Annotated in this window: 16 protein-coding genes; 14 read left to right on the plus strand and 2 right to left on the minus strand. The window is 71.0% G+C overall.

Features of this window, described 5'->3' with window-relative positions:
* Together NBW84_RS12385 and NBW84_RS12390 are read left to right on the plus strand one after the other, a co-directional pair.
* The coding region (locus tag NBW84_RS12385; RefSeq protein ID WP_250284700.1) for a trypsin-like peptidase domain-containing protein at nucleotides 1-1,147 on the plus strand (1,147 nt) is incomplete at its 5' end.
* Nucleotides 1,148-1,471: 324 nt separating this feature from the next.
* Nucleotides 1,472-3,061, plus strand: a complete 1,590-nt coding sequence (locus NBW84_RS12390) for an RNA polymerase subunit sigma (RefSeq protein WP_250284701.1) — start codon at nucleotides 1,472-1,474, stop codon at nucleotides 3,059-3,061.
* A gap of 279 nt (nucleotides 3,062-3,340) precedes the next feature.
* On the opposite strand, the gene NBW84_RS12395 is transcribed toward NBW84_RS12390, so the two are convergent.
* Nucleotides 3,341-5,452: a copper resistance CopC/CopD family protein gene (locus NBW84_RS12395; protein WP_250284703.1), complete on the minus strand. Its 2,112-nt coding sequence runs from the start codon at nucleotides 5,450-5,452 to the stop codon at nucleotides 3,341-3,343.
* Nucleotides 5,453-6,022: 570 nt separating this feature from the next.
* Here NBW84_RS12395 and NBW84_RS12400 point away from each other — a divergent pair.
* From NBW84_RS12400 to NBW84_RS12420, 5 genes are all read left to right on the plus strand, one after another.
* A complete protein-coding gene (locus NBW84_RS12400) occupies nucleotides 6,023-7,315 on the plus strand; it encodes a hypothetical protein (RefSeq protein ID WP_250284704.1) in 1,293 nt (430 codons plus the stop codon).
* A 5-nt stretch (nucleotides 7,316-7,320) separates the two neighbouring features.
* A complete protein-coding gene (locus NBW84_RS12405; protein ID WP_250284706.1) occupies nucleotides 7,321-8,067 on the plus strand; it encodes a hypothetical protein in 747 nt (248 codons plus the stop codon).
* 378 nt (nucleotides 8,068-8,445) lie between these two features.
* Nucleotides 8,446-9,210, plus strand: coding sequence for a YcnI family copper-binding membrane protein (locus tag NBW84_RS12410; protein ID WP_250284708.1), 765 nt, complete (start codon nucleotides 8,446-8,448; stop codon nucleotides 9,208-9,210).
* A 405-nt stretch (nucleotides 9,211-9,615) separates the two neighbouring features.
* Nucleotides 9,616-10,425: an MOSC domain-containing protein gene (locus NBW84_RS12415; RefSeq protein WP_250284710.1), complete on the plus strand. Its 810-nt coding sequence runs from the start codon at nucleotides 9,616-9,618 to the stop codon at nucleotides 10,423-10,425.
* 212 nt (nucleotides 10,426-10,637) lie between these two features.
* The gene (locus NBW84_RS12420) at nucleotides 10,638-10,994 is read left to right on the plus strand and encodes a hypothetical protein (RefSeq protein WP_250284712.1); all 357 of its coding nucleotides are present in this window, start codon (nucleotides 10,638-10,640) and stop codon (nucleotides 10,992-10,994) included.
* Here the strand turns inward: NBW84_RS12420 and NBW84_RS12425 are convergent.
* The gene (locus tag NBW84_RS12425) at nucleotides 10,981-11,337 is read right to left on the minus strand and encodes a type II toxin-antitoxin system VapB family antitoxin (RefSeq protein ID WP_250284714.1); all 357 of its coding nucleotides are present in this window, start codon (nucleotides 11,335-11,337) and stop codon (nucleotides 10,981-10,983) included. The two genes, NBW84_RS12420 and NBW84_RS12425, sit on opposite strands and share 14 nt — an antisense overlap.
* A 201-nt stretch (nucleotides 11,338-11,538) precedes the next feature.
* Between NBW84_RS12425 and NBW84_RS12430 the strand changes: the two genes are divergently transcribed.
* From NBW84_RS12430 to NBW84_RS12460, 7 genes are all read left to right on the plus strand, one after another.
* Nucleotides 11,539-11,892, plus strand: a complete 354-nt coding sequence (locus NBW84_RS12430) for a hypothetical protein (RefSeq protein ID WP_250284716.1) — start codon at nucleotides 11,539-11,541, stop codon at nucleotides 11,890-11,892.
* Between the two features lie 412 nt (nucleotides 11,893-12,304).
* Nucleotides 12,305-12,889: a hypothetical protein gene (locus tag NBW84_RS12435; protein WP_250284719.1), complete on the plus strand. Its 585-nt coding sequence runs from the start codon at nucleotides 12,305-12,307 to the stop codon at nucleotides 12,887-12,889.
* 5 nt (nucleotides 12,890-12,894) lie between these two features.
* Nucleotides 12,895-13,545: an OmpA family protein gene (locus NBW84_RS12440; protein ID WP_250284720.1), complete on the plus strand. Its 651-nt coding sequence runs from the start codon at nucleotides 12,895-12,897 to the stop codon at nucleotides 13,543-13,545.
* Nucleotides 13,546-13,976: 431 nt separating this feature from the next.
* Nucleotides 13,977-14,735, plus strand: a complete 759-nt coding sequence (locus NBW84_RS12445; RefSeq protein WP_250284722.1) for a metal ABC transporter ATP-binding protein — start codon at nucleotides 13,977-13,979, stop codon at nucleotides 14,733-14,735.
* A gap of 466 nt (nucleotides 14,736-15,201) precedes the next feature.
* On the plus strand, nucleotides 15,202-16,500 hold the full coding sequence (locus NBW84_RS12450) for a pyridoxal phosphate-dependent aminotransferase (protein WP_250284729.1): 1,299 nt from the start codon (nucleotides 15,202-15,204) through the stop codon (nucleotides 16,498-16,500).
* A 510-nt stretch (nucleotides 16,501-17,010) separates the two neighbouring features.
* Nucleotides 17,011-17,541, plus strand: coding sequence for a Fur family transcriptional regulator (locus NBW84_RS12455; RefSeq protein ID WP_445548584.1), 531 nt, complete (start codon nucleotides 17,011-17,013; stop codon nucleotides 17,539-17,541).
* A gap of 565 nt (nucleotides 17,542-18,106) precedes the next feature.
* The coding region (locus NBW84_RS12460) for a hypothetical protein (RefSeq protein WP_250284727.1) at nucleotides 18,107-18,403 on the plus strand (297 nt) is incomplete at its 3' end.

Raw genomic sequence — 18,403 nt, forward strand, 5'->3', positions numbered from 1 at the left:
GCCGTCGGGGCCACCGCACCGCCGCCGGCTGGCCGCCGCCGCGGTCGCGCTCGCGCTGCTCTCGGCCGGGGTGGGCGGCGGCGTGGGGGCGCTGGTGGCCGGCAACAACGACAACGGACAGACCGTGGTGTCCTCCGGCGGACTGCTGCGCAGCACCGACAACGGCTCGGGTGGCACGTCGCCGGCCGCGGTCGGCACGGTGTCGGCCGCGGCGCAGGCCATCCTCCCGAGCGTGGTCACGATCTCCGCCGCCTCCAGGAGCAACGAGGGGAGCACCGGCTCCGGGGTGATCATCCGCCAGGACGGCTACATCCTCACCAACAACCACGTGGTCTCCGACGCCGCGCGCGGCGGTTCGCTGAGCGTGAGCACGCAGGACGGCAAGGACTACAACGCGAAGATCGTCGGTGCCGACCCGAGCTCCGACCTCGCAGTCATCAAGATCGAAGAAACCGGCCTGAAGCCGGCGACCTTCGGTAACTCCGACGCGCTCGCGGTCGGCGAACTGGTGGTCGCGGTCGGCAGCCCCCTCGGCCTGAACGGCACTGTGACCTCGGGCATCGTCAGCGCCGTGCACCGGCCGGTGCGGACCGGCGACACCGACGTCCAGGACAGCAACGCGGTTCTCGACGCCATCCAGACCGACGCCCCGATCAACCCGGGCAACTCCGGCGGCCCGCTGGTCAACAGCAGGGGTGAGCTGATCGGCATCAACTCGGCGATCGCCACCGTGGGATCGGGCGGCCGTGGTTTCGGCGGCCAGCAGCAGTCCGGCAACATCGGCGTCGGGTTCGCGATCCCGGCCAACTACGCCCAGTCCATCGCCGAAGAACTGATCACCGGGGGCGCCGCGAGGCATCCGTACCTCGGGGTCAGCGCGTCCACGGCGGGCGCGGGCCCGTCCGATCCGACGGGTGAGGGCACCGGTGCCACCGTCGAGAACCTGGTGGGCGACGGGCCGGCGCAGCGGGCCGGGCTCCAGCCGGGCGATGTCATCACCAAGCTGGGGGACCGCCGGATCACCAGTGTGGACGGCCTCATCGCCGCCGTGCGCTCACATGACATCGGCAGCAAGGTGACGGTCACCTACACCCGCAACGGCCAGACGCAGACCACCGAGGTGACCCTCGCCCAGCAGCCGTCCTGATCACTCGACGCCACGGGAACGGCCGGCCGGGAGCCGCTCCCCTCCCGGCACCGGGCGGCGGCCCGAGGGCCGCTCCCGCACTGCCCTGCCACCAGCCGTCCCGCCGCCGCCGGTTCGTCGGCGGTGGCGGGACGGCGGTGGGGGGACGGCGTGGATCAGGCCTGGCGCGTTACGAGTCCGTCATGTGACAACAAAGTTTTCCCAAGGTTCCGCATGAGATGACCGGGACGTTCTACCGTAAAGAGTGATGGTGATATCACTCCGTCCGTGTCAGAGCACGGCTGCGACGGGAATCACCGATGGGGGATCCGGGAGAGTGCACTGATGGACGGCGGCATCGACCACACCACCTTCGGCGGGAGGCTGCGACCGGAGCGACCGGCAGTCGGCGCCAACGCTGACATCGACGCCGACATCGACGCCGACATCGTCATGCGGATTCGGCATGGCCAGCGGCAGGCATTCGACGATCTCTACGACCGGTACGCCGACGACGTCTTCTCCGTGTGCCTGCTGATCCTTGGCGAGCCGACCGTCGCGCACGCCGCCGCGGGCACGGCGTTCGCCCTCGTCGCCCGTAGCCGTCTCAGCCCGCTCAGCGATCCCAGCCGGCTGCACTCGTGGCTGCTGGAACTCGCCCGCGGCAGCTCACTGGCCTGGTCGGGCTCGCCGCAGGTACAGGCAGCCCCGGTACCGCACGGGATCACCCCCGAGGAGATGCTCGCCGCGACCCGGATAGTGGCGGCACCGGCATCCCTGCGGGAGGGGCTCGCGCGCACCTTCGACCGGGCCGCCGCGGCGGCCACCGCCCGCGACATCGCCGCCCGCACCCGCTACCAGGCGCTCGGCTCCGGCCACAACAGCACAGCGGTCATCCCCCGCGACGCCGTGGATGGCCCCGCCGGCCCCGTCCACGCCGCCGGCCCCGCCGGCGCTGTCGGTACCGCCTACGGCGCCGCCGTCGGTACCACCTACGACGGCGCGGCCCACGACGGCGCGGCTTACAGCGATGCGGCCTACGACAGCGTGGCCGCCCCGGGCCAGCCACCGGCCCACACCGAGCCGGCGGGCATCGACAGGACCTTGGCCATCAGCCCGGCGAGGGGCCAGAGCGCCCCGCCCGTCCCAGCCGGGCCGGGCCTGGGCGGGACGACGGGCCTGGGCAGGCCGGGCCAGGGCAAGGCGGGCGCGGTCGTGCCGCTGGCGCCCGGGTACCCCGGCGGGGAGCCTCCGGAAGCCGGATCACGCTGGCGCAGCCGGCCGGTCGCGGCGGCCGCCGCATCGCTGCTGGTCATGGCCACGGTCGGTGTCGTCGCCGTGGTCAACTGGCCCACCGCGGCGCCTGGTACCACCGCCGGCCGCCCCGGCACCGCCGTGATCACACCGAATTCGTCCGGTGAGGAGCCCGGCCGCTTCTCCCCGGATCCCTCGCCCGCGTCCGGATCGTCGGGACCGATCGGCTCCGCGGTGGGTGGTCCATCCGCCCAGCAGCCGTCCGCCCAGCGCACCGGGCCGGCCACGTCCGACTTCGGGCAGCCGGCCGGGGTGGCGCTGGTGTCGTCCCAGCTCTCCCTCGACGACGGTGCGCTCCCCCCGGCCGGCGCCACCGGCCCGGCCGCTCCACCGCCGGTCAACGCCCCACCCACGACGATCGTGGAACCACCCCAGCCGACGGCGACGGCGACGGCGACCCCGACCGGGCCGGTGCCCACGGCAACCATCAAGCCAACCAGCCCCGGCACTCCGTCCAGCAGCGCCGGGACCGGCCCGCCCGTGGGCAGCCCGACCAGCCCGGGCGAGACGTCCACGGCGAATCCGTCGATCAGCGCCACGGCCGCGGGCCCGCCGGCATCCGGCGGCCCGGCGGACGGGGAAGAGCCCGCGACCACCCGCGCACCCCTGGCCTCGGTCTGACCCACCAGGATCCGGTCATCGCCCGGCCACCGCGCCGGCCACGGTGACGTGGTGTCACCACGCGGCCTCCCCGAAAATCATCCCGGCGGCCATGCGGGAAAACAAGGGACTGGGAAACAGCCGCCGTGACGGCCGTTTCCCACCCTCTTGGCGTTCTCCCGGCAGTTCCTCGGCCGCCTTCGTGACCCGACAGCGGCCGGTCACGAATCGTCCGGTCACGAGTTTCCGGCCGGTTCCGGAACGGCTCCGCGTCACCCGGCCGGTTACCCGGCCGACGCGCTAACGGACCCGGTAGAAGAGGGTCGTCACATACTGGTCGAAGTCGTTGACGCGTAGCGTCAGGCGGAGCTGCCAGATGCCCGGGAGCGGGACCTGCATGCCTTCAGCGATCACATGGCCGGGCGCCACCCGGGTGAGCGGCACCGGCAGCGGGCCGACACCGGCGTCCGGTAGTGACAGCGCGGCCGACGCGTCGGCGAGCGGCTGCGCCTTCCCCGCGGGACCGAAGACATAGACGTGCAGGGTCTGCGGACCACGCCTGGTGGGGGTGATGTCCACCTGGACGGTCAGCGGCCCGGCGAAGACCGTGTCGGAGAACGGGGGGACGTACGACGTCCGCGCCGGGACGGAGTTGACCAGCACGGCCGTCACCCCGAGCACCACGGCGGCGATTCCCGCCTCGAGGACGACCCCGCGGCGCAGCCGCGCCAACGCGCCCTCGCCGATCCGGGGACGTGGCGGCGGGGCCGGCGAGAACGCGTCCCCCGACGGGCCGACGGCAACATCATTTTTTCCGCGTGCCGCCGGCGGCCCGGCTGCCCGGCCTGTCAGCAGGCCGAGGAGGGCGCGGCCACGACTCACGTGAATCCCGGCTTCCCACCGGGCCGGCGGGGCGGATCCGGCGGATCCGGAAAGCCCTGGCCCACGGTCCGCGGCCCGGACGGCCACGCCCACAGCCGTACTCCCCCGGCTGCCCCCGGCCGCTCCCACGGCGGCACCCCCGGCCTCGTTGCCGGCCTGCTCCCCGGCCTCGTTGCCGTCCCCATTGCCGGCTCTGCTGCCGGCCCCGTTGCCAGCCTGGTCCGCGGTGGCGTCCGCGGCCGGCACGGCGCGGGGCAGCCGGTACTGGCGCGCGATCCGGTTGTGCCCCAACCAGCCGAATCCGATCATCATCGCCACGAACCAGAGCTTCACCAGCAGCAGACGGCCGTAGGTGGTGTCCAGCGCCGAGAGCGAGCCGACCTCACGCCATGCCTGGTAGACGCCGGTCAGAACGATCACAATGACAGCAGCCATCGCGACACGTGACCACTTCGGCAGGACCTCGGCGAGTTCGGCGGCCCGGGCAGCCGGCACCTCGACGTCGTCGCCGGGAGGCTGCCGGCCGTCCCGCGAAACGCGCCGGGAGGTGGCCCACAGAAAGATCACAAGGACCGTGAGGCCGCCGCCCCAGGCCGCGACACCCAGCAGGTGCAGGGTCAGGTTGGCGGTCGCCAGCCACGCGTCGTCACCGGCGCCCGCATGCCCGGCCGCGCTCTGGGTCACCGTGGCGACAAGAGCGAGCCCCGCCAGCTCCAGCAGGGAGCGCCGGTGACCCGCCATGACCGTACGCAGCAGCGGTACCACGAGCAGCAGCGCGAGGATGCGCAGCAGCACCAGATGCCCGTATCTGCCGTGCAGGGTGGCCGACAACGCATCCCAGCGGAACAGGGCGGACAGGCCCTGACCGGCGCCGTACGGCCCCTGCAGCAGCAACAGCGCGACGGACGAGCCGAAGGTGGCCCCCCACCCCGCCCACAGCAGGCGCCGCGGGCCTGGCAGCCCCAGCCCGGCCGGCCACAGCGCCAGCAGGAACAGGCCCGCCCCGACCAGGACGGCGAGCCCGGCGAAAGCGGCGAAACGGGCGACGCCGGCCAGCACGCCCACAACCACCGAGCCACGGGCGGTCGTGGGCACCGACGCGGCCGCCGCCGCGTCCGGTGCCACTCCGACCCCGAAGAAGAAACCGCCGGAGACCGGGTGGCTGTCCGCGGAGACCACATGCCAACTGACCACGTACGTTCCGTTGTCGATCCCGGGACGGATCCCCACCACGGCCTCGTTGCCGGCCTGCCCGTGCCGCGCGGCACCGTCGTCCACCCGCTGACCGGATGCGGAGATGACCGTTATCGAGCCGGCGTTCACCGTGACCGACTCACTGAAGGTCAGCGTGACCCGCGACGGCGCGGCCGGCTGGCTCGACCCCCCGGCGGGGTCGCTGCCCTCGAGCACGGCATGCGCGGACGCCGGCACAGCCGTCCCGACGACGGCCACGAGCACGGCCGCGAACAGGAAGCCGAGGCGACGCGCGGTACGCCGCCAACGCCACCCGGCGCCAAACCACGGTGACACGCCGCCACCAGCCGGGGGCCGAAGCACCGGCCCTGCGCCAGCCGGGGGCCGGCGTAGCGGCCCTGCGCCAACCCGGGATCGGGCCACAGGCCCGATGCCGGTCCTGGACCGGAACACCGGCCCGATACCCATCTGGAGCCGAACCACTGGCCCAGTGTCCACCCCACCGCCCGCGAACGACGACGACGCCGGAATCCGCGGCCGGCCGCGGATTCCCATGGCCGCCCCCGGCAGCCGGTCTGCCGGGCGCAGGTCTGCCGGGCGCAGGTCTGCCGGGCGCAGGTCTGCCGGGAGCCGGCGACCGCTCCGGCCGGGAACGCACCGCGGGAATCCCCGTGGCGTTCCCGGAAACCTCGAAGCCTTGCGGGGACATCCCCCGCCCGTCGGCGACTTCCGGGCGTGCCGCGCCTTCCGGGGCCCTCCGAGCACTCTTTCAAAGATCTATAAATCCACTTCCCGTGGGCCACCGAGCGGTTTTCCGTGATCTCCCTGGGACGAGGAATCACCGGCTCCCGCTCATCGGCCGGCTAGAATCCGGCCATATGAAGACCGCGCGCCCATGAAGGCCCCGTGAACGCCGTCGGCGAAAGGCTGGCCGGCCGGGGCCGGCCGGCCAGCGTGTCACGGCGTGCGCTCGTGCTTCTGGGTGCCGTGGCCTGCTGGCTCGTCCTTGCCGCCGGGCCCGCGCAGGCGCATTCCGTCAGCGGCGCCTCGGCCACGAACTTCCGCACCACCGTGACCGGTCCGCAGCCCCCGGTGGACGGCGTCAGCCTCGTGCCCGTGGAGAACGGCAGCCGGGTGCGGCTGACCGTCACCGGTAACCACACGGTCGTCGTCAAGGGGTACGACGACGAGCCCTATCTGCGGGTGGATTCCGCTGGCGTCTGGCAGAACACGCTGTCACCCGCCACATATCTCAACCGCGACCGGTACGGGCCGCCCGGCACCGCCCCAGCCGGCGACAGCGGGGCCGCCAAGGCCGCCCCACGCTGGGAGAGGATCGCCGATAGCCGGACCATCGTCTGGCATGACCACCGCGCCCACTGGATGGGCACCCAGGATCCGCCGGCCGTGCGGGCCGCCCCGGGCCGCTTCCACCAGATCTACGCCTGGACGATCCCCCTGACCGTGGACGACCAGGCGGTTCTCGCCACCGGCACCCTCGACTGGGTTCCCGGGCCGTCGCCGGTGCCGTGGCTCGTCCTCGCCGTGGCGACCGCCGCCGCGACCGCCGCCAGCGGGCTGTACCGGCGCCGCGACACCGTGCTGGCCGTGGCCGTGACAGCGATCGTCGGCGTGGACGTCACCCATTCGGCGCTCATCGCCTGCTCCCGGGCCAGCGGCCGGCTGTCGGGGTTCGTCTACGGCAACATCGTCGAGATGGCCGCCTGGCTGCTCGGGCTGGCCGCGGCCGTCCTGCTGGTACGGCGCGCGAGCGCGGGCCGCTACCTCGCCGGGAGCGCCGGCTTCGTCATCGCCGTGACCGGCGGTTTCGGCGACCTGGATGTGCTGTACCGGTCCAGCGCCCCGATCGCCGGGCCGATGGGCCTCGCCCGGACGCTGACCGCGGTCACCATCGGTATCGGCCTCGGCCTGCTCGGCGCCACGGCGCTGGCGTCCCGCCGTCGCGCGTCACGCGGACCGTCCGGTACGGGCCAGGGCGGCCCAGAGCGAGGCGGGACGAACCAGGACAATACCAGCCAGAACAGCGCCGGCCAGAACAGCGCCGGCCAGGAAAGCCACCACAGCGGCGACGCGGGACGGGACGGCCCAGAGCAGGCCGGCCTGCCGCACGACGACCTGCCGCACGACGACCGGGAAGCGACCGACATGCTCCCCGCTCGGCGGGATGTGGCAGGCTGACCACCGTGAACGCGCGCACGGCGCCGCCCGCCGTCGCCAGGACGCCCGCCGCCGGAACAGCCGCTGTCGCCGGGACGGCTGCCGGGCGAGGCATGCGCGCGTCCGTCTTCGCCGGCTCCTCGGTCTGCCTCGCCGTGGCGGGGCACACCGCCGCCGATGGTCACCGGCCGTCGATATTGATCATCCTGGGAGCCCTCGGGCTGGTCACCCGCATCGCGTACGGACTTGCCGGGCAGGAGCGCCATGCCATCGCCGTGCTCGCCGGGGTCGGCCTGACCCAGATCGTCCTGCACGCCACGTTCTCGATCACATCGCACGACGCGGTCACGGCACATGGCGCCAGCATGGCCCCCGACGCGGTCCTGCACGACGGAGCCGTGATGAGCGCCATGCACGCCGTGGCGGCCGGGCTCGTCGCCGGCATGCTCCGCCATGCCGAGAAGGGGCTGTGGAACACGAGCGTCCTGCGGTCGGCGGCCGCCCGGTTCGGGACGCTCACCCGTCATGCCGGCAGGCTGCTGCGGGCCGTCCACCGGTTCGCGGCGCGGTGCGGCCTCCCGCTCACGATCGGGCCGGCGGCCACCCACGCCCCCGGCATGCCCGGTGGGCGCCCGCTCGCCGTGGCCGCGCCATCGGCGTCCATGGGCGGCTGCCTGTTCGTCCGCGCCGGCGGACGACGCGGGCCGCCGCCGGCCGCCCCCACCCGCGGGTTCGGCCGCGGCCAGGCCTGCCTGATCGCCACGCGTCCGTAGCCGCCGCACGTCACCCCACTCCGCGTCCCGCCCTGCCCGTGGACGGCTGTCCGCCGCCAGGCCGGCCGGGCCGGCAAGCACTGGCCCGACGTACACCCGCCGCCCGAATCCGTGTCTGTCGGATCCGGGCGGCGGCGGGCATGCCCGCGGACTGCCCGGTGCTGGCTGCCCGGTGCTGGCTGCCCGGTGTGGACCGCCAGCCGGCCCGCGTCAGGCCGGTCGGCCTCGGCGTGCCGGGCCGGGTCCGCCGTCCGCACGGGTGAGGTGTGCGCGGATCCGGGGCGACGTCCCGTACGCATACATCCCTGTTGATCAACAGGGAAACACAAAACTGCTGTCGCGACGCTTGCGACAAGAATGTTTTCCGAAAGGACCAGCATGTCCCGCACCACCCGTGGCATCGCCGTGCTCGGCGCCGCCCTCACCGGTGTGATCGCCTTTGCGCTGCCGGCGTCCGCGCACGTCACCGTGCAGCCGAAGACAGCGGTCGCCGGCAGTTACACCACCCTGTCGTTCAAGATCCCGACCGAACGGGACGACGCCGCCACGACCAAGCTGGAGGTCCAGTTCCCGACCGACACCCCGATCAGCTCGGTGTCGGTCGAGCCACACCCGGGCTGGACCTACCAGGTCGCCAGGACCAAGCTGGCCGAGCCCATCAAGACCGACGACGGGTCGGTCTCCGAAGTGGTCTCGCAGATCACCTGGACCGCGTCATCCGCCGACACCGCGATCAAGCCGGGTGAGTTCGCCGTGTTCAACGTCTCGGCCGGGCCGCTGCCCGCCAAGGCGGGCACGATCGCGTTCAAGACCCTGCAGACCTACAGCAGCGGCGAGGTCGTGCGCTGGATCGACGTGGCCCAGCCCGGTCAGGACGAGCCCGAGCACCCGGCACCGTCCCTGACCCTCACCGCGGCCTCCGGCGGCGGCGCGGACGCGCACGGCGGCACGGACGCCCACGGCGCCTCGGCGGCCGGCGCGCCCTCCGCCGGCACCGGCACGGCGGCGTCGAACAGCGTCGACAACTCCGACGGCACAGCCCGTGGGCTGGGCATCGCCGGGCTGGTCACCGGCCTGATCGGCATCGGAGCCGGCGCGGCCGCCCTGCGTGGCGGACGCCGCCGCGACACGACCGTCTCCTGACCACCCCTCCTGATCAGCGGTGAGCCGCGGGCGGCACAAGAAACCTTCGCGCCGCCCGCGGCTCTATCAGCCACGGCCTCCGGCAGCACGAAAAAATCTTCGCACCGCCTTCGGCGGAGTCCGGAGCGCCGCGCCAAGTAGCGCGGATCCCATCCACGACCATCCGTACAGGCCATGATCCGGAAAATTTTGTCGTTGTGTACGCTTTTTGACCGCAAAAGCGTACACAACGACAAACTCGCGCCGATCTTCTCCGGCGGCCGGCGCCCATCGAAACCTGCCACCATTCGGATGGATACGTGGGGATACGTATGGTTACCTGACCGGCGCTCTGGAGTTCCTGGCCAGCACGTCATCACCGGTGCCGTTGCGTCGGGGGCCGGCCCTGCCGGTAGCGTCGGGAGGGTGCCCCGGATCGCCCGCCTGTACCGCTATCCGATCAAGGGCCTGTCGGCCGAGGCGCTGGACTCGATGGCGCTGTCAGCGAGCGAAGGCCTCCCCATGGACCGGGTGTACGCGCTGGCAAGACCCGAGACGGTTCTCGACGACGCGCATCCACAGCCCCTGCCGAAGACGTGTTTCCTGACGCTGGCGAAGGACGCGGAACTGGCCCGCGTCGCCAGCCGGTACAACACCGCCACCGGCCTGCTCACCCTCGACCACCCGGACCGGAAACTGACCGCCGACCTGGGCGGCACGCGGGGCCGGGCGGCGGTGGAGGACTACTTCGCGACGCTGCTCGCCGACACCCTGCACGGAGGCCGGCCACGGCTGGTGGCCGGCTCCGGCGGCCACCGGTTCACCGATGTCTCCGTCGTCTCCACCGAGATGATGCGGGCCATCTCGATCATCAACCTGGCCTCCGTGCGTGACATCGCGGACCGGCTGGGAACGGACGTCCATCACCTGCGCTTCCGGGCGAACATCTATGTGGACGATGTCGATGCCTGGTCGGAACTGGACTGGGCCGGGCGCGAGATCCACCTCGGCGAGGTACGTGTCAAAGCGCTCGTCCCCACCGGCCGGTGCGCTGCGACCACGGTCAACCCGCGGACGGGCGAGCGTGACATCAGGATTCCGAAGGAACTACAGGCCCACTATGGGCACATCAACTGCGGGGTGTATGCCGCCGTCCGCTCCGACGGCACGATCAGAACCGGGGACCAGGTCACCGTGGGCGGCCCATACGCCGACGCGTTCCCGGAACAGCTCTGAATGGGCTGAAAGCCGACCGCCGCGCCCCGGCCCGGCCCAACCTGGCCCAGGCCAGCCCAGCCTGCCTGGCCTGGCCTGGCCCGACGACAACTGAGTGTCCCTCGCGCCACGCCGCCCGCGGAAACCCGGTATGACCTGTTCACCCCTGATGGACGGACACACCCGCATGCGCTACTGAAGATCCGTCCGGGACGCTTTAGGCTTCTGGTGCTGTGAGCCCCGTTCTCGCGTCAGGCCGGGCCGGGAACTTCGTCCGCGCGCTGCTGACCATCCTGGTGACGGCCCTGGTATTCCGCGAGATATACCTGCTGTGGTTCTTCCACACTCCCGCGTGGACGAGCAGGCCCAAGGAGATCCGCTGGTGCGGGGCGTGGTATGAACGGAGCAACGAGCGTGACCGTACCCTGGCGGAGGCCCGCGACCTCGCCGGTGGTTCCCTCGTCGAGGTTTCCCGTCTGCCCGTGTGGAGGCCGATCGTCGCCTACAAGCCGTCCGACGACTGCCCGCCGCACATCTTCGGCAAGGTCGGTGACGACACCTTCACCACCTATCTGATCAGCGGGGACTGACCCCGAGCCGGGAACCGGCTATGGACGCCGGGCCCGCCTCCTGCTGGGGCTGCTGGAGAACGTGCACCCGGGCATGGATCGAGTTGCGCTGCTGCAGCGCCGCACGGACGGCCCGGTGCAGACCGTCCTCCAGGTAGAGCGTGTTGTCCCAGTCGACGACGTGGGGAAACAGATCCCCGTAGAAGGTCGAGTCCTCGTCGAGCAGGACGTCCAGCGCGAGCACCCGTTTGGTGGTGACCAACTGGTCCAGCCTGACCTGGCGCGGCGGAATCGCCGCCCACTCCCGCTGGCTCAGCCCGTGATCAGGATACGGGCGACCGTCACCCACCCATTTGAAGATCACCCAGCACCTCCTCGCCGAGGCCGCGACGTCGCGGAACACCTGATGGCCAGCTGACCAAAGGCCGCATGATCATGCTCCTCCTCGCGCTCGGGGCTCCCACCGAATCCGGGGCTCCCGCCGGATCGGCGAGGCCGATCCAGGAGGTCCGGATGCCAGCCTGGGAAGTCCGGAGGCTCCAACAGCCTACCGACCAGAGGCCAGATGATCGCAATCCTTCTCATGCGGCCGGAGACCTTACAGAACGCCGACGGCCTCCGTCAACCCAGCGGATCGCGACCGTTCTCCACAGTAGTTGTTCATGTATTGTCCTGGATCAACAACTTCGCTCAAACCATCACTCGAACCGTCATCCAAAATCAACACTTCGCGTATTATAGCCAACTGAAAACCGTTCATCATCGGAGTCAGGCGGCGCCGGCCGGAATCGCCCCGGAGCCGCTCCGCGACCCCGGCCCCGCCGACGCCCTGAACGGCTTCAGCGCCTCGGAAGCAGCGGCGGGCAGCGTCCACGCACACTCACCGCCTTTACAGCAGCGCCAGCATGTTTGTCAATGAGATCAACATGACTTAGTGTGATCTTTTACGATCCGTTGCCGCTCCATTGCACACAGATCGACTGCTAATTAAGTTAGCATTACTTAATGGAAGGCAACCACACTTTAGCGGAGGGTATCGTGACGGCACTGACACCGCTCGAGGAAGCGACACCCGGCCGGGCCCATACCGTGATCGCCGGAGCCCGTCACACTCTGCTGACACTGCCCTACGAACGCCTCTGCGGCCGGGCCGGCCTGCCCGGCACCGCGGCCGCCGGCCGTCAACGGGCCGGTTGTCCACAGAGCCGGCCGTCAACGGGCCGGTTGTCCACAGGCTGACCGTCGACGGGCCGTGGGCCCAGGTCTGTCCGCATAATCGGGATCGCGCACAGTCGTCGCATCCATGCGGGAGGTCCCGGATGCTCCACCGGATGAGAACCCGGCTGACGCCGGTCACCACCTTCACCATCCTGATCGGCGTCATCACGCTGTTCGCCATGGGCTGCTCCGGCTCGTCCGGCTCGCCCGGTACACCCGCAGCCGGCGGCACGGCGGCCCCCGGGCCCGCCAGTACGGCCCAGACGGGCCAGGTGGCTTCCGCAGATGTCCCGGTGGCCAGCCGGACGGCCGGCTTCCGCGCGCCCGGCAGCATCTCGGGGACGGTCGAGGCCGGCCTGGTCGGCCTGAAGGCGGACGGGCGGCTGAGCACGCTCACCCTGCTGTGGACGCCGAGATACACCGGCGTCCCGCGGGAGAAGGAGATCTCGGTCTTCGACATGTTCGACGGGCACAGCCCCGCGGTGACCCTGGTCGACAGCGTCAACCTGAAGCGCTACCTCGTCGTCCAGGACAGCCGCAACGTCGAGCTCGGTGCCAGCGGCCCCAGGACGAAGACCGTCAACAACACCCCGGTCAGCGCCTCGTACACCTTTGCCGCACCGCCCGCGGACGTACGGGCACTCGACGTCTACGCCGACGACCGGCTGCTGTTCGACGACGTCCCGGTCGGCCGGTGATCCCCGTGCGGACGCCGACCGTGCCGGCCAGCCCCGCACGGCCCGGTCCCGCGCCGGCCAGGCCCGTGCCGGCCCGTCTCGGCGTGGCCGTGTCGGCGCTGGTCACCGCTGTGCTGTCGTGGCTGTGCGCGCCGGCGGCCCACGCCGCGACGGACGCCTCGACAGCTCCACCCACGGTGACCGACCAGGCGATCACCGAGTCGATCCGGGAGATCGATCCGGCGGCGGCGATCCAGCCGATCGACATCGAACGGTCCGTCGTCGCACTGCGCACCGAGCGGCGTGACGGTGCGGGCGTGGTCGTGACGATCAGCTCGGACGTGCTCTTCGCGTTCGACTCGGCCAACCTGACCGAGGCGGCCCGCGAACAGCTGGCCGGCATCGCGGCACAGCTCGTCAGGGCGACCGGCACGGTCATCGTCAACGGCTACACCGACAGCATCGGTACGCCCGCGTACAACGTGATCCTGTCCCAGCGACGGGCGGACGCCGTCGCGAACCTGCTGCGTCCGAAGACTCCGCCCGGCGTCCTCGTCTCGGCGACCGGGCACGGCGCCGCCAGCCCGGTCGCGCCGAACACCAACCCGGACGGCTCGGAGAACGCCGCGGGCCGTGGCCAGAACCGACGGGTCAGCATCATCTACCGCACATCATGACCGTCACCCACGACGATCGACGCCGAATCCGCACCCAGCCGTCACGAATATCCGCTGTCATGACCTTTTTGGATACGGTCGGTATCACAGTCCGGGGCCGTGGCGGCGGGTCCGTGGCCGTTCGTGCCCGCGTGGACCGCATCAGCCTGTGCGGGTGAGATGACTGGTGGGGACGCAATCCGCAATGCCGGACGCGTCCGGTGGTCGTACCGTCTCGGAACATGACCGAGGCAACGCGGTGGTTGTCGAGCTCCACATTCAGGAAATCAGCCGTATGGCCGGTGGGCCCCGCGGAGCAGGACGTGGTCACGGCCGCCTGGTGGCCAGCCCGGCCTGACAGCCCCATCGGTCCGGCCGCGTCGGATCCGCGGGTCATATCCGATTCACCGGCCGGACCGGATGAAAGGCGAGGATGCGGAACGTTCCCGGCCGTGGTTCTCGACCGGGCGACGGTCGCCTACGGCCGGATCCCGGTTCTGGAGAACGTCCACGGAACGGTCGAAGCCGGCCGCACCGTGGCCGTCATCGGCCCGGACGGCGCCGGGAAGTCGACGCTGATGAAAGCGCTGCTCGGGCTTGCCCCGGTGGTGAGCGGATCGGTGACGGTACTCGGCTGCCCACCGATGCAGGCCCGCCGCCGGGTCGCCTACGTCCCGCAGGTCGACGCGCTCGGGCCCGACCCGCGGGTGACCGTCGCCCAGGCCGTCCTCATGGGTCGTTACCGCTCGCTCGGCTGGGTGCGGCGGCCCACCCGCACGGACCGGGCCATCGCGGCACGCGCCCTGGAAACGGTCGGGCTCGCCCAGCATGCCGGGGAGCGGTTCGAGACGCTGCCCGGCGGGCAACGCCAGCGGGTGCTCCTCGCCCGTGCCATCGCCCAGCAGCCACGTCTGCTGCTGCTCGACGAGCCGTTCGACGGCGTGGACGTCCTGTCCCAGCAGGCGTTGCTGTCCGCGCTGGCAGCCGTGCGCTCGGCCGGCACCAGCGTCATGATGTCCACGCACGATCTCGCGCTGGCCCATCTGACCTGCGACAGCGTCTGGCTGCTCAACCGCCGCCAGTTCGGCTCCGGACCAGCGGCGGCCACCCTCACCCCGGAGAAGCTGCGCATCACCTACCACGGCGGCGGCCCGCAGCACCTGTCACACCAGCGGCCGCGGCAGCAGCTGTCACAGCACCGCGCCGAATAGCCGCCCAGATGTCCGGGAGCCAGCCATCCTCGAACACGGCCGGTATCGAAAATGATCCTCTGGACGCCGTGGCCGGGCATCACGGCTGGGCACGGGGCCCACAACCGCGAGCGGTCCGCGCCGAATGGCCCACCGCGTCCGGCGACCAGGCGGGCTTGCGGGCCCGCGGGCCTGCCAGGCCGAAAGCCTTCCGGAGCGTCGGGATCCCGGCCATCGGGACCGGTTTCCGGAGCACCCGGACCCGACGGGACCGGATCCCGCAAACACCCGGCCATCCCGCCTTCAACCCATCATGACCAGGAAACCCGCATGGCCCGGAAAGCCCGCCCGCCAGCGACACACCACAAACATGATCGTATCGCCGTTGGCCGCTGGTCCTGCACTGTGCGTGCCCGAGGTTCCGAAAAGCGTGGCCCACTCGTCATGGGCGAGAAAACCCGGTGGACGCTGCACCTACTCTTGGTTCATGGAGTTCACCCAGTCCGACAAGCTCACCGGCGTCTGTTACGACGTCCGGGGCCCCGTCCTGGACCAGGCGACGAAGCTGGAAGCCGCTGGTCAGCGCATCCTCAAACTGAACATCGGCAACCCGGCGCCGTTCGGGTTCCACGCGCCGCCGGCGGTCCTTGAGGCAGTGGTGAACGGCCTCGCCGAGGCACAGGGCTACAGCGATTCCAAGGGCCTGCTCTCCGCCCGCACGGCCGCGGTCCGGTACGCGAACGGGAAGGGCATCACCGGTATCGACCCCGACGGGGTCTACCTCGGCAACGGCGTCTCAGAACTGATCATGATGTCGCTGCAGGCGCTGCTCAACGACGGCGACGAGGTGCTGCTCCCGGCGCCGGACTACCCGCTGTGGACAGCCGTGGTCAGCCTGTGCGGCGGGCGGCCCGTCCACTACCTGTGCGACGAGTCGGCGGGTTGGATGCCGGACCTCGACGCTCTGGCCAGCAGGATCACCACGCGCACCCGCGCGATCGTAGTGATCAACCCGAACAATCCCACCGGCGCGGTCTACGACCGCGAGATCCTCGAGGGCATCGTCGAACTCGCCCGCCGGCACAATCTGATGATCTTCTCGGACGAGATCTACGACCGGATCCTCTACGACGACGCCGAGCACGTCTCCACCGCGGCCCTCGCTCCGGACGTCGTGTGCGTGACGTTCAACGGGCTGTCCAAGGCGTACCGGCTGGCCGGCTTCCGCTCCGGCTGGATGGTGCTCTCGGGCCCGCGCACGCACGCGTCCAGCTATGTCGAGGGGCTCAACATCCTGGCCAACATGCGGCTGTGCGCCAACGTCCCGGGCCAGTTCGCCATGCGGGCCGCGCTCGAGGACGACGGCGGCGCGGGCGACCTCGTCCTGCCCGGTGGCCGCCTGCGCGAGCAGCGGGACGTGGTGTGGAAGCTGCTCAACGACATTCCGGGCGTGTCGTGCGTGAAGCCGAAAGGGGCGCTGTACGCGTTCCCGCGGCTCGATCCGGACGTCTACCCGGTCACCGACGACGAACGGCTCGTCCTGGACCTGCTCCTGACCGAGAAGATCATGGTTGTGCAGGGCACGGGTTTCAACTGGCCGCGGCCCGATCACTTCCGGATCGTCACGCTGCCGGACGTGGACGACCTCACCGACGCCGTGGGCCGTATCAGCAGGTTCCTCACCGCCTACGTCCAGGGGGGGGGCAGTCCACCGCCAGGGTGGCCGGCCCACCTTCGAACCGCAGCACATACCGGCGGGCTGACCGGCTCCCGGGAGACACGCTGATCCGGCCGGATCCAGAGGCGGCGGAACCGTGGCCAGATCCGTCCGATCCGTTGGATGCTGCCGGATATCAGCGTTTTCGGCGGTCTCGCGCACGGGCTCGACGAGGACAACCGTGGCCACGCTGGATCCGATCGGGAACCTGCGCCAGCCAGGAACGGCACCAGGCCGAAGATGACGATGCCGTGCGCCATACCGACCGGAGGACCGGGCCACACCGACCGGAGGACCGGGCCACGCCGACCGGAGGACCGGGCCACGCCGCAGCGCTGCCCGCCCCACCGCGGAAGCCGTAGGTGGAACAGGTCACGATGACAGCGTTTTTCACCTACGGCCGCGCAAGCCGTAGGTGAAAAACGGCGTGGCAGCAGCGGTTTCCACCTACGGCTGAGGGGTGTCGGGCGGCGCGGGCGACGGAAGAGACACCCGCGCCGAAACCGTTTCGTCTCCCTGACCATGACAGAGACCCGTCGTCCGGGGCCTCGGCCGCCGTACGGTGAGAGAGTGAAGGCTGTGCCCAGCGCCGAATCCAGCCGAGCGGCCCCTGCCCCGACGGCGTCGTCCCGGGGGGCCGCGTCCGCCGCGGAACCATCGCGTGCCGGGCCGGGTGGCGGCGGACGCCGGGCCATACTCGGCCGCGGAACCACCGTCCGGGCCACCCGCCAGGGAGACGCCGTCTGCGCCGCGCTGGCCGAGATCGACGCTTTCACCAGCGCCCAGGACCTGCACGCCCACCTGCGCGACATGGGGCAGGCTGTCGGCCTGACCACCGTCTACCGGCATCTGCAGGTCCTCGCCGACCAGGGTGAGGTCGACGTGCTGCGCCGCGACGACGGGGAGACCCTCTACCGCCGCTGCGCGACCGACAACCATCACCATCATCTGGTCTGCCGCCGCTGCGGCCGGGCCGTCGAGGTCGAAGGACCCGAGATCGAGGCGTGGACCGACCGCGTCGCCGCGGCCGCCGGCTTCACCGACGTCGCCCACACCCTGGAGATCTACGGCACCTGCGCCGACTGCGCCGCCGCCGGCTCGACCGGGTAAGGCGGAAATCCCCGCTCCTGCTGGTCACGCGGTACCTGCCGCGGCCCCTGCCGCATAGCGCGGCCGGAGCCCGTCGAATACCGGGCCGGTCACACTCGCAGCCATGTGAAAGCGCGGGATCCACTCTCGATGGTGTACGGGTAGGCAGACGTACCCGGCCACGGGGTGGTGATGATCTGCCATGGCTGGGCCTGCCCCGGGCGGGGAACAGCGGTTTCCGCTCCCGTGGCAGCCGGTGGTGACTGTCCGCTGTTATGCTGACGCGGCCAAAAAGCGTACACAACGACAAACCAACCTGGATCATGGCCTGTACGGGTGGCCATGGATGGGATCCGCGCTGCTTGACCGGCACTCCAGGTAGCAGAACTCTGCCTGCGTGACCGCGTGAATGGTATTGAAAAATCTGGCCACCGCATGGGTTTTATGATCGACTACCGTAACTTCGCGGCAGACGGTCGAACATCTGGCATGATCTGATCAACCTAAAATGCCATCTTCTTGCTGCGACCCTGAGGACCGGCTCGGGTTGGGCGACTGTGTTCTGCTCGGAGTTCCCGACGGTGTCGTGGACGGCGTCCTCGTCGGTGACACCGTTCCCGACGGTGTCGTGGACGGCGTTCTCGTCGGCAACGAGCAAGGCATTGTCGAGACGGTGTCCGGTGCGAGGGCGGATGGCGTGGCCGAGGCCTTGAACGGCGTTGCGGACGGCGGCCTGGACGGTGTCGCGGGCGCTGTCCTGGCTGCTGTCCTGGACGGAATTGCGGATATCGACCGGCATGGCCCGGGCGTCGCCTGCGCGGAGGGATCGACCTTCGGCACGGGCGGCAGTTTCCTGACCTTCTTGGCTTCGTACTGTGGTGCC

Origin of the sequence: Protofrankia sp. CiP1_Cm_nod2 (assembly GCF_920664355.1) — a bacterium.
Taxonomy (GTDB): Bacteria; Actinomycetota; Actinomycetes; order Frankiales; family Frankiaceae; genus Protofrankia.

What these genes read in the sequence shown, in the direction of transcription:
- NBW84_RS12390 (WP_250284701.1), top strand. Translation starts at nt 1,472, where the DNA reads ATGGACGGCGGCATCGACCACACCACCTTCGGCGGGAGGCTGCGACCG.
- NBW84_RS12410 (WP_250284708.1), top strand. Translation starts at nt 8,446, where the DNA reads ATGTCCCGCACCACCCGTGGCATCGCCGTGCTCGGCGCCGCCCTCACC.
- NBW84_RS12430 (WP_250284716.1), top strand. Translation starts at nt 11,539, where the DNA reads ATGATCGCAATCCTTCTCATGCGGCCGGAGACCTTACAGAACGCCGAC.
- NBW84_RS12435 (WP_250284719.1), top strand. Translation starts at nt 12,305, where the DNA reads ATGAGAACCCGGCTGACGCCGGTCACCACCTTCACCATCCTGATCGGC.
- NBW84_RS12450 (WP_250284729.1), top strand. Translation starts at nt 15,202, where the DNA reads ATGGAGTTCACCCAGTCCGACAAGCTCACCGGCGTCTGTTACGACGTC.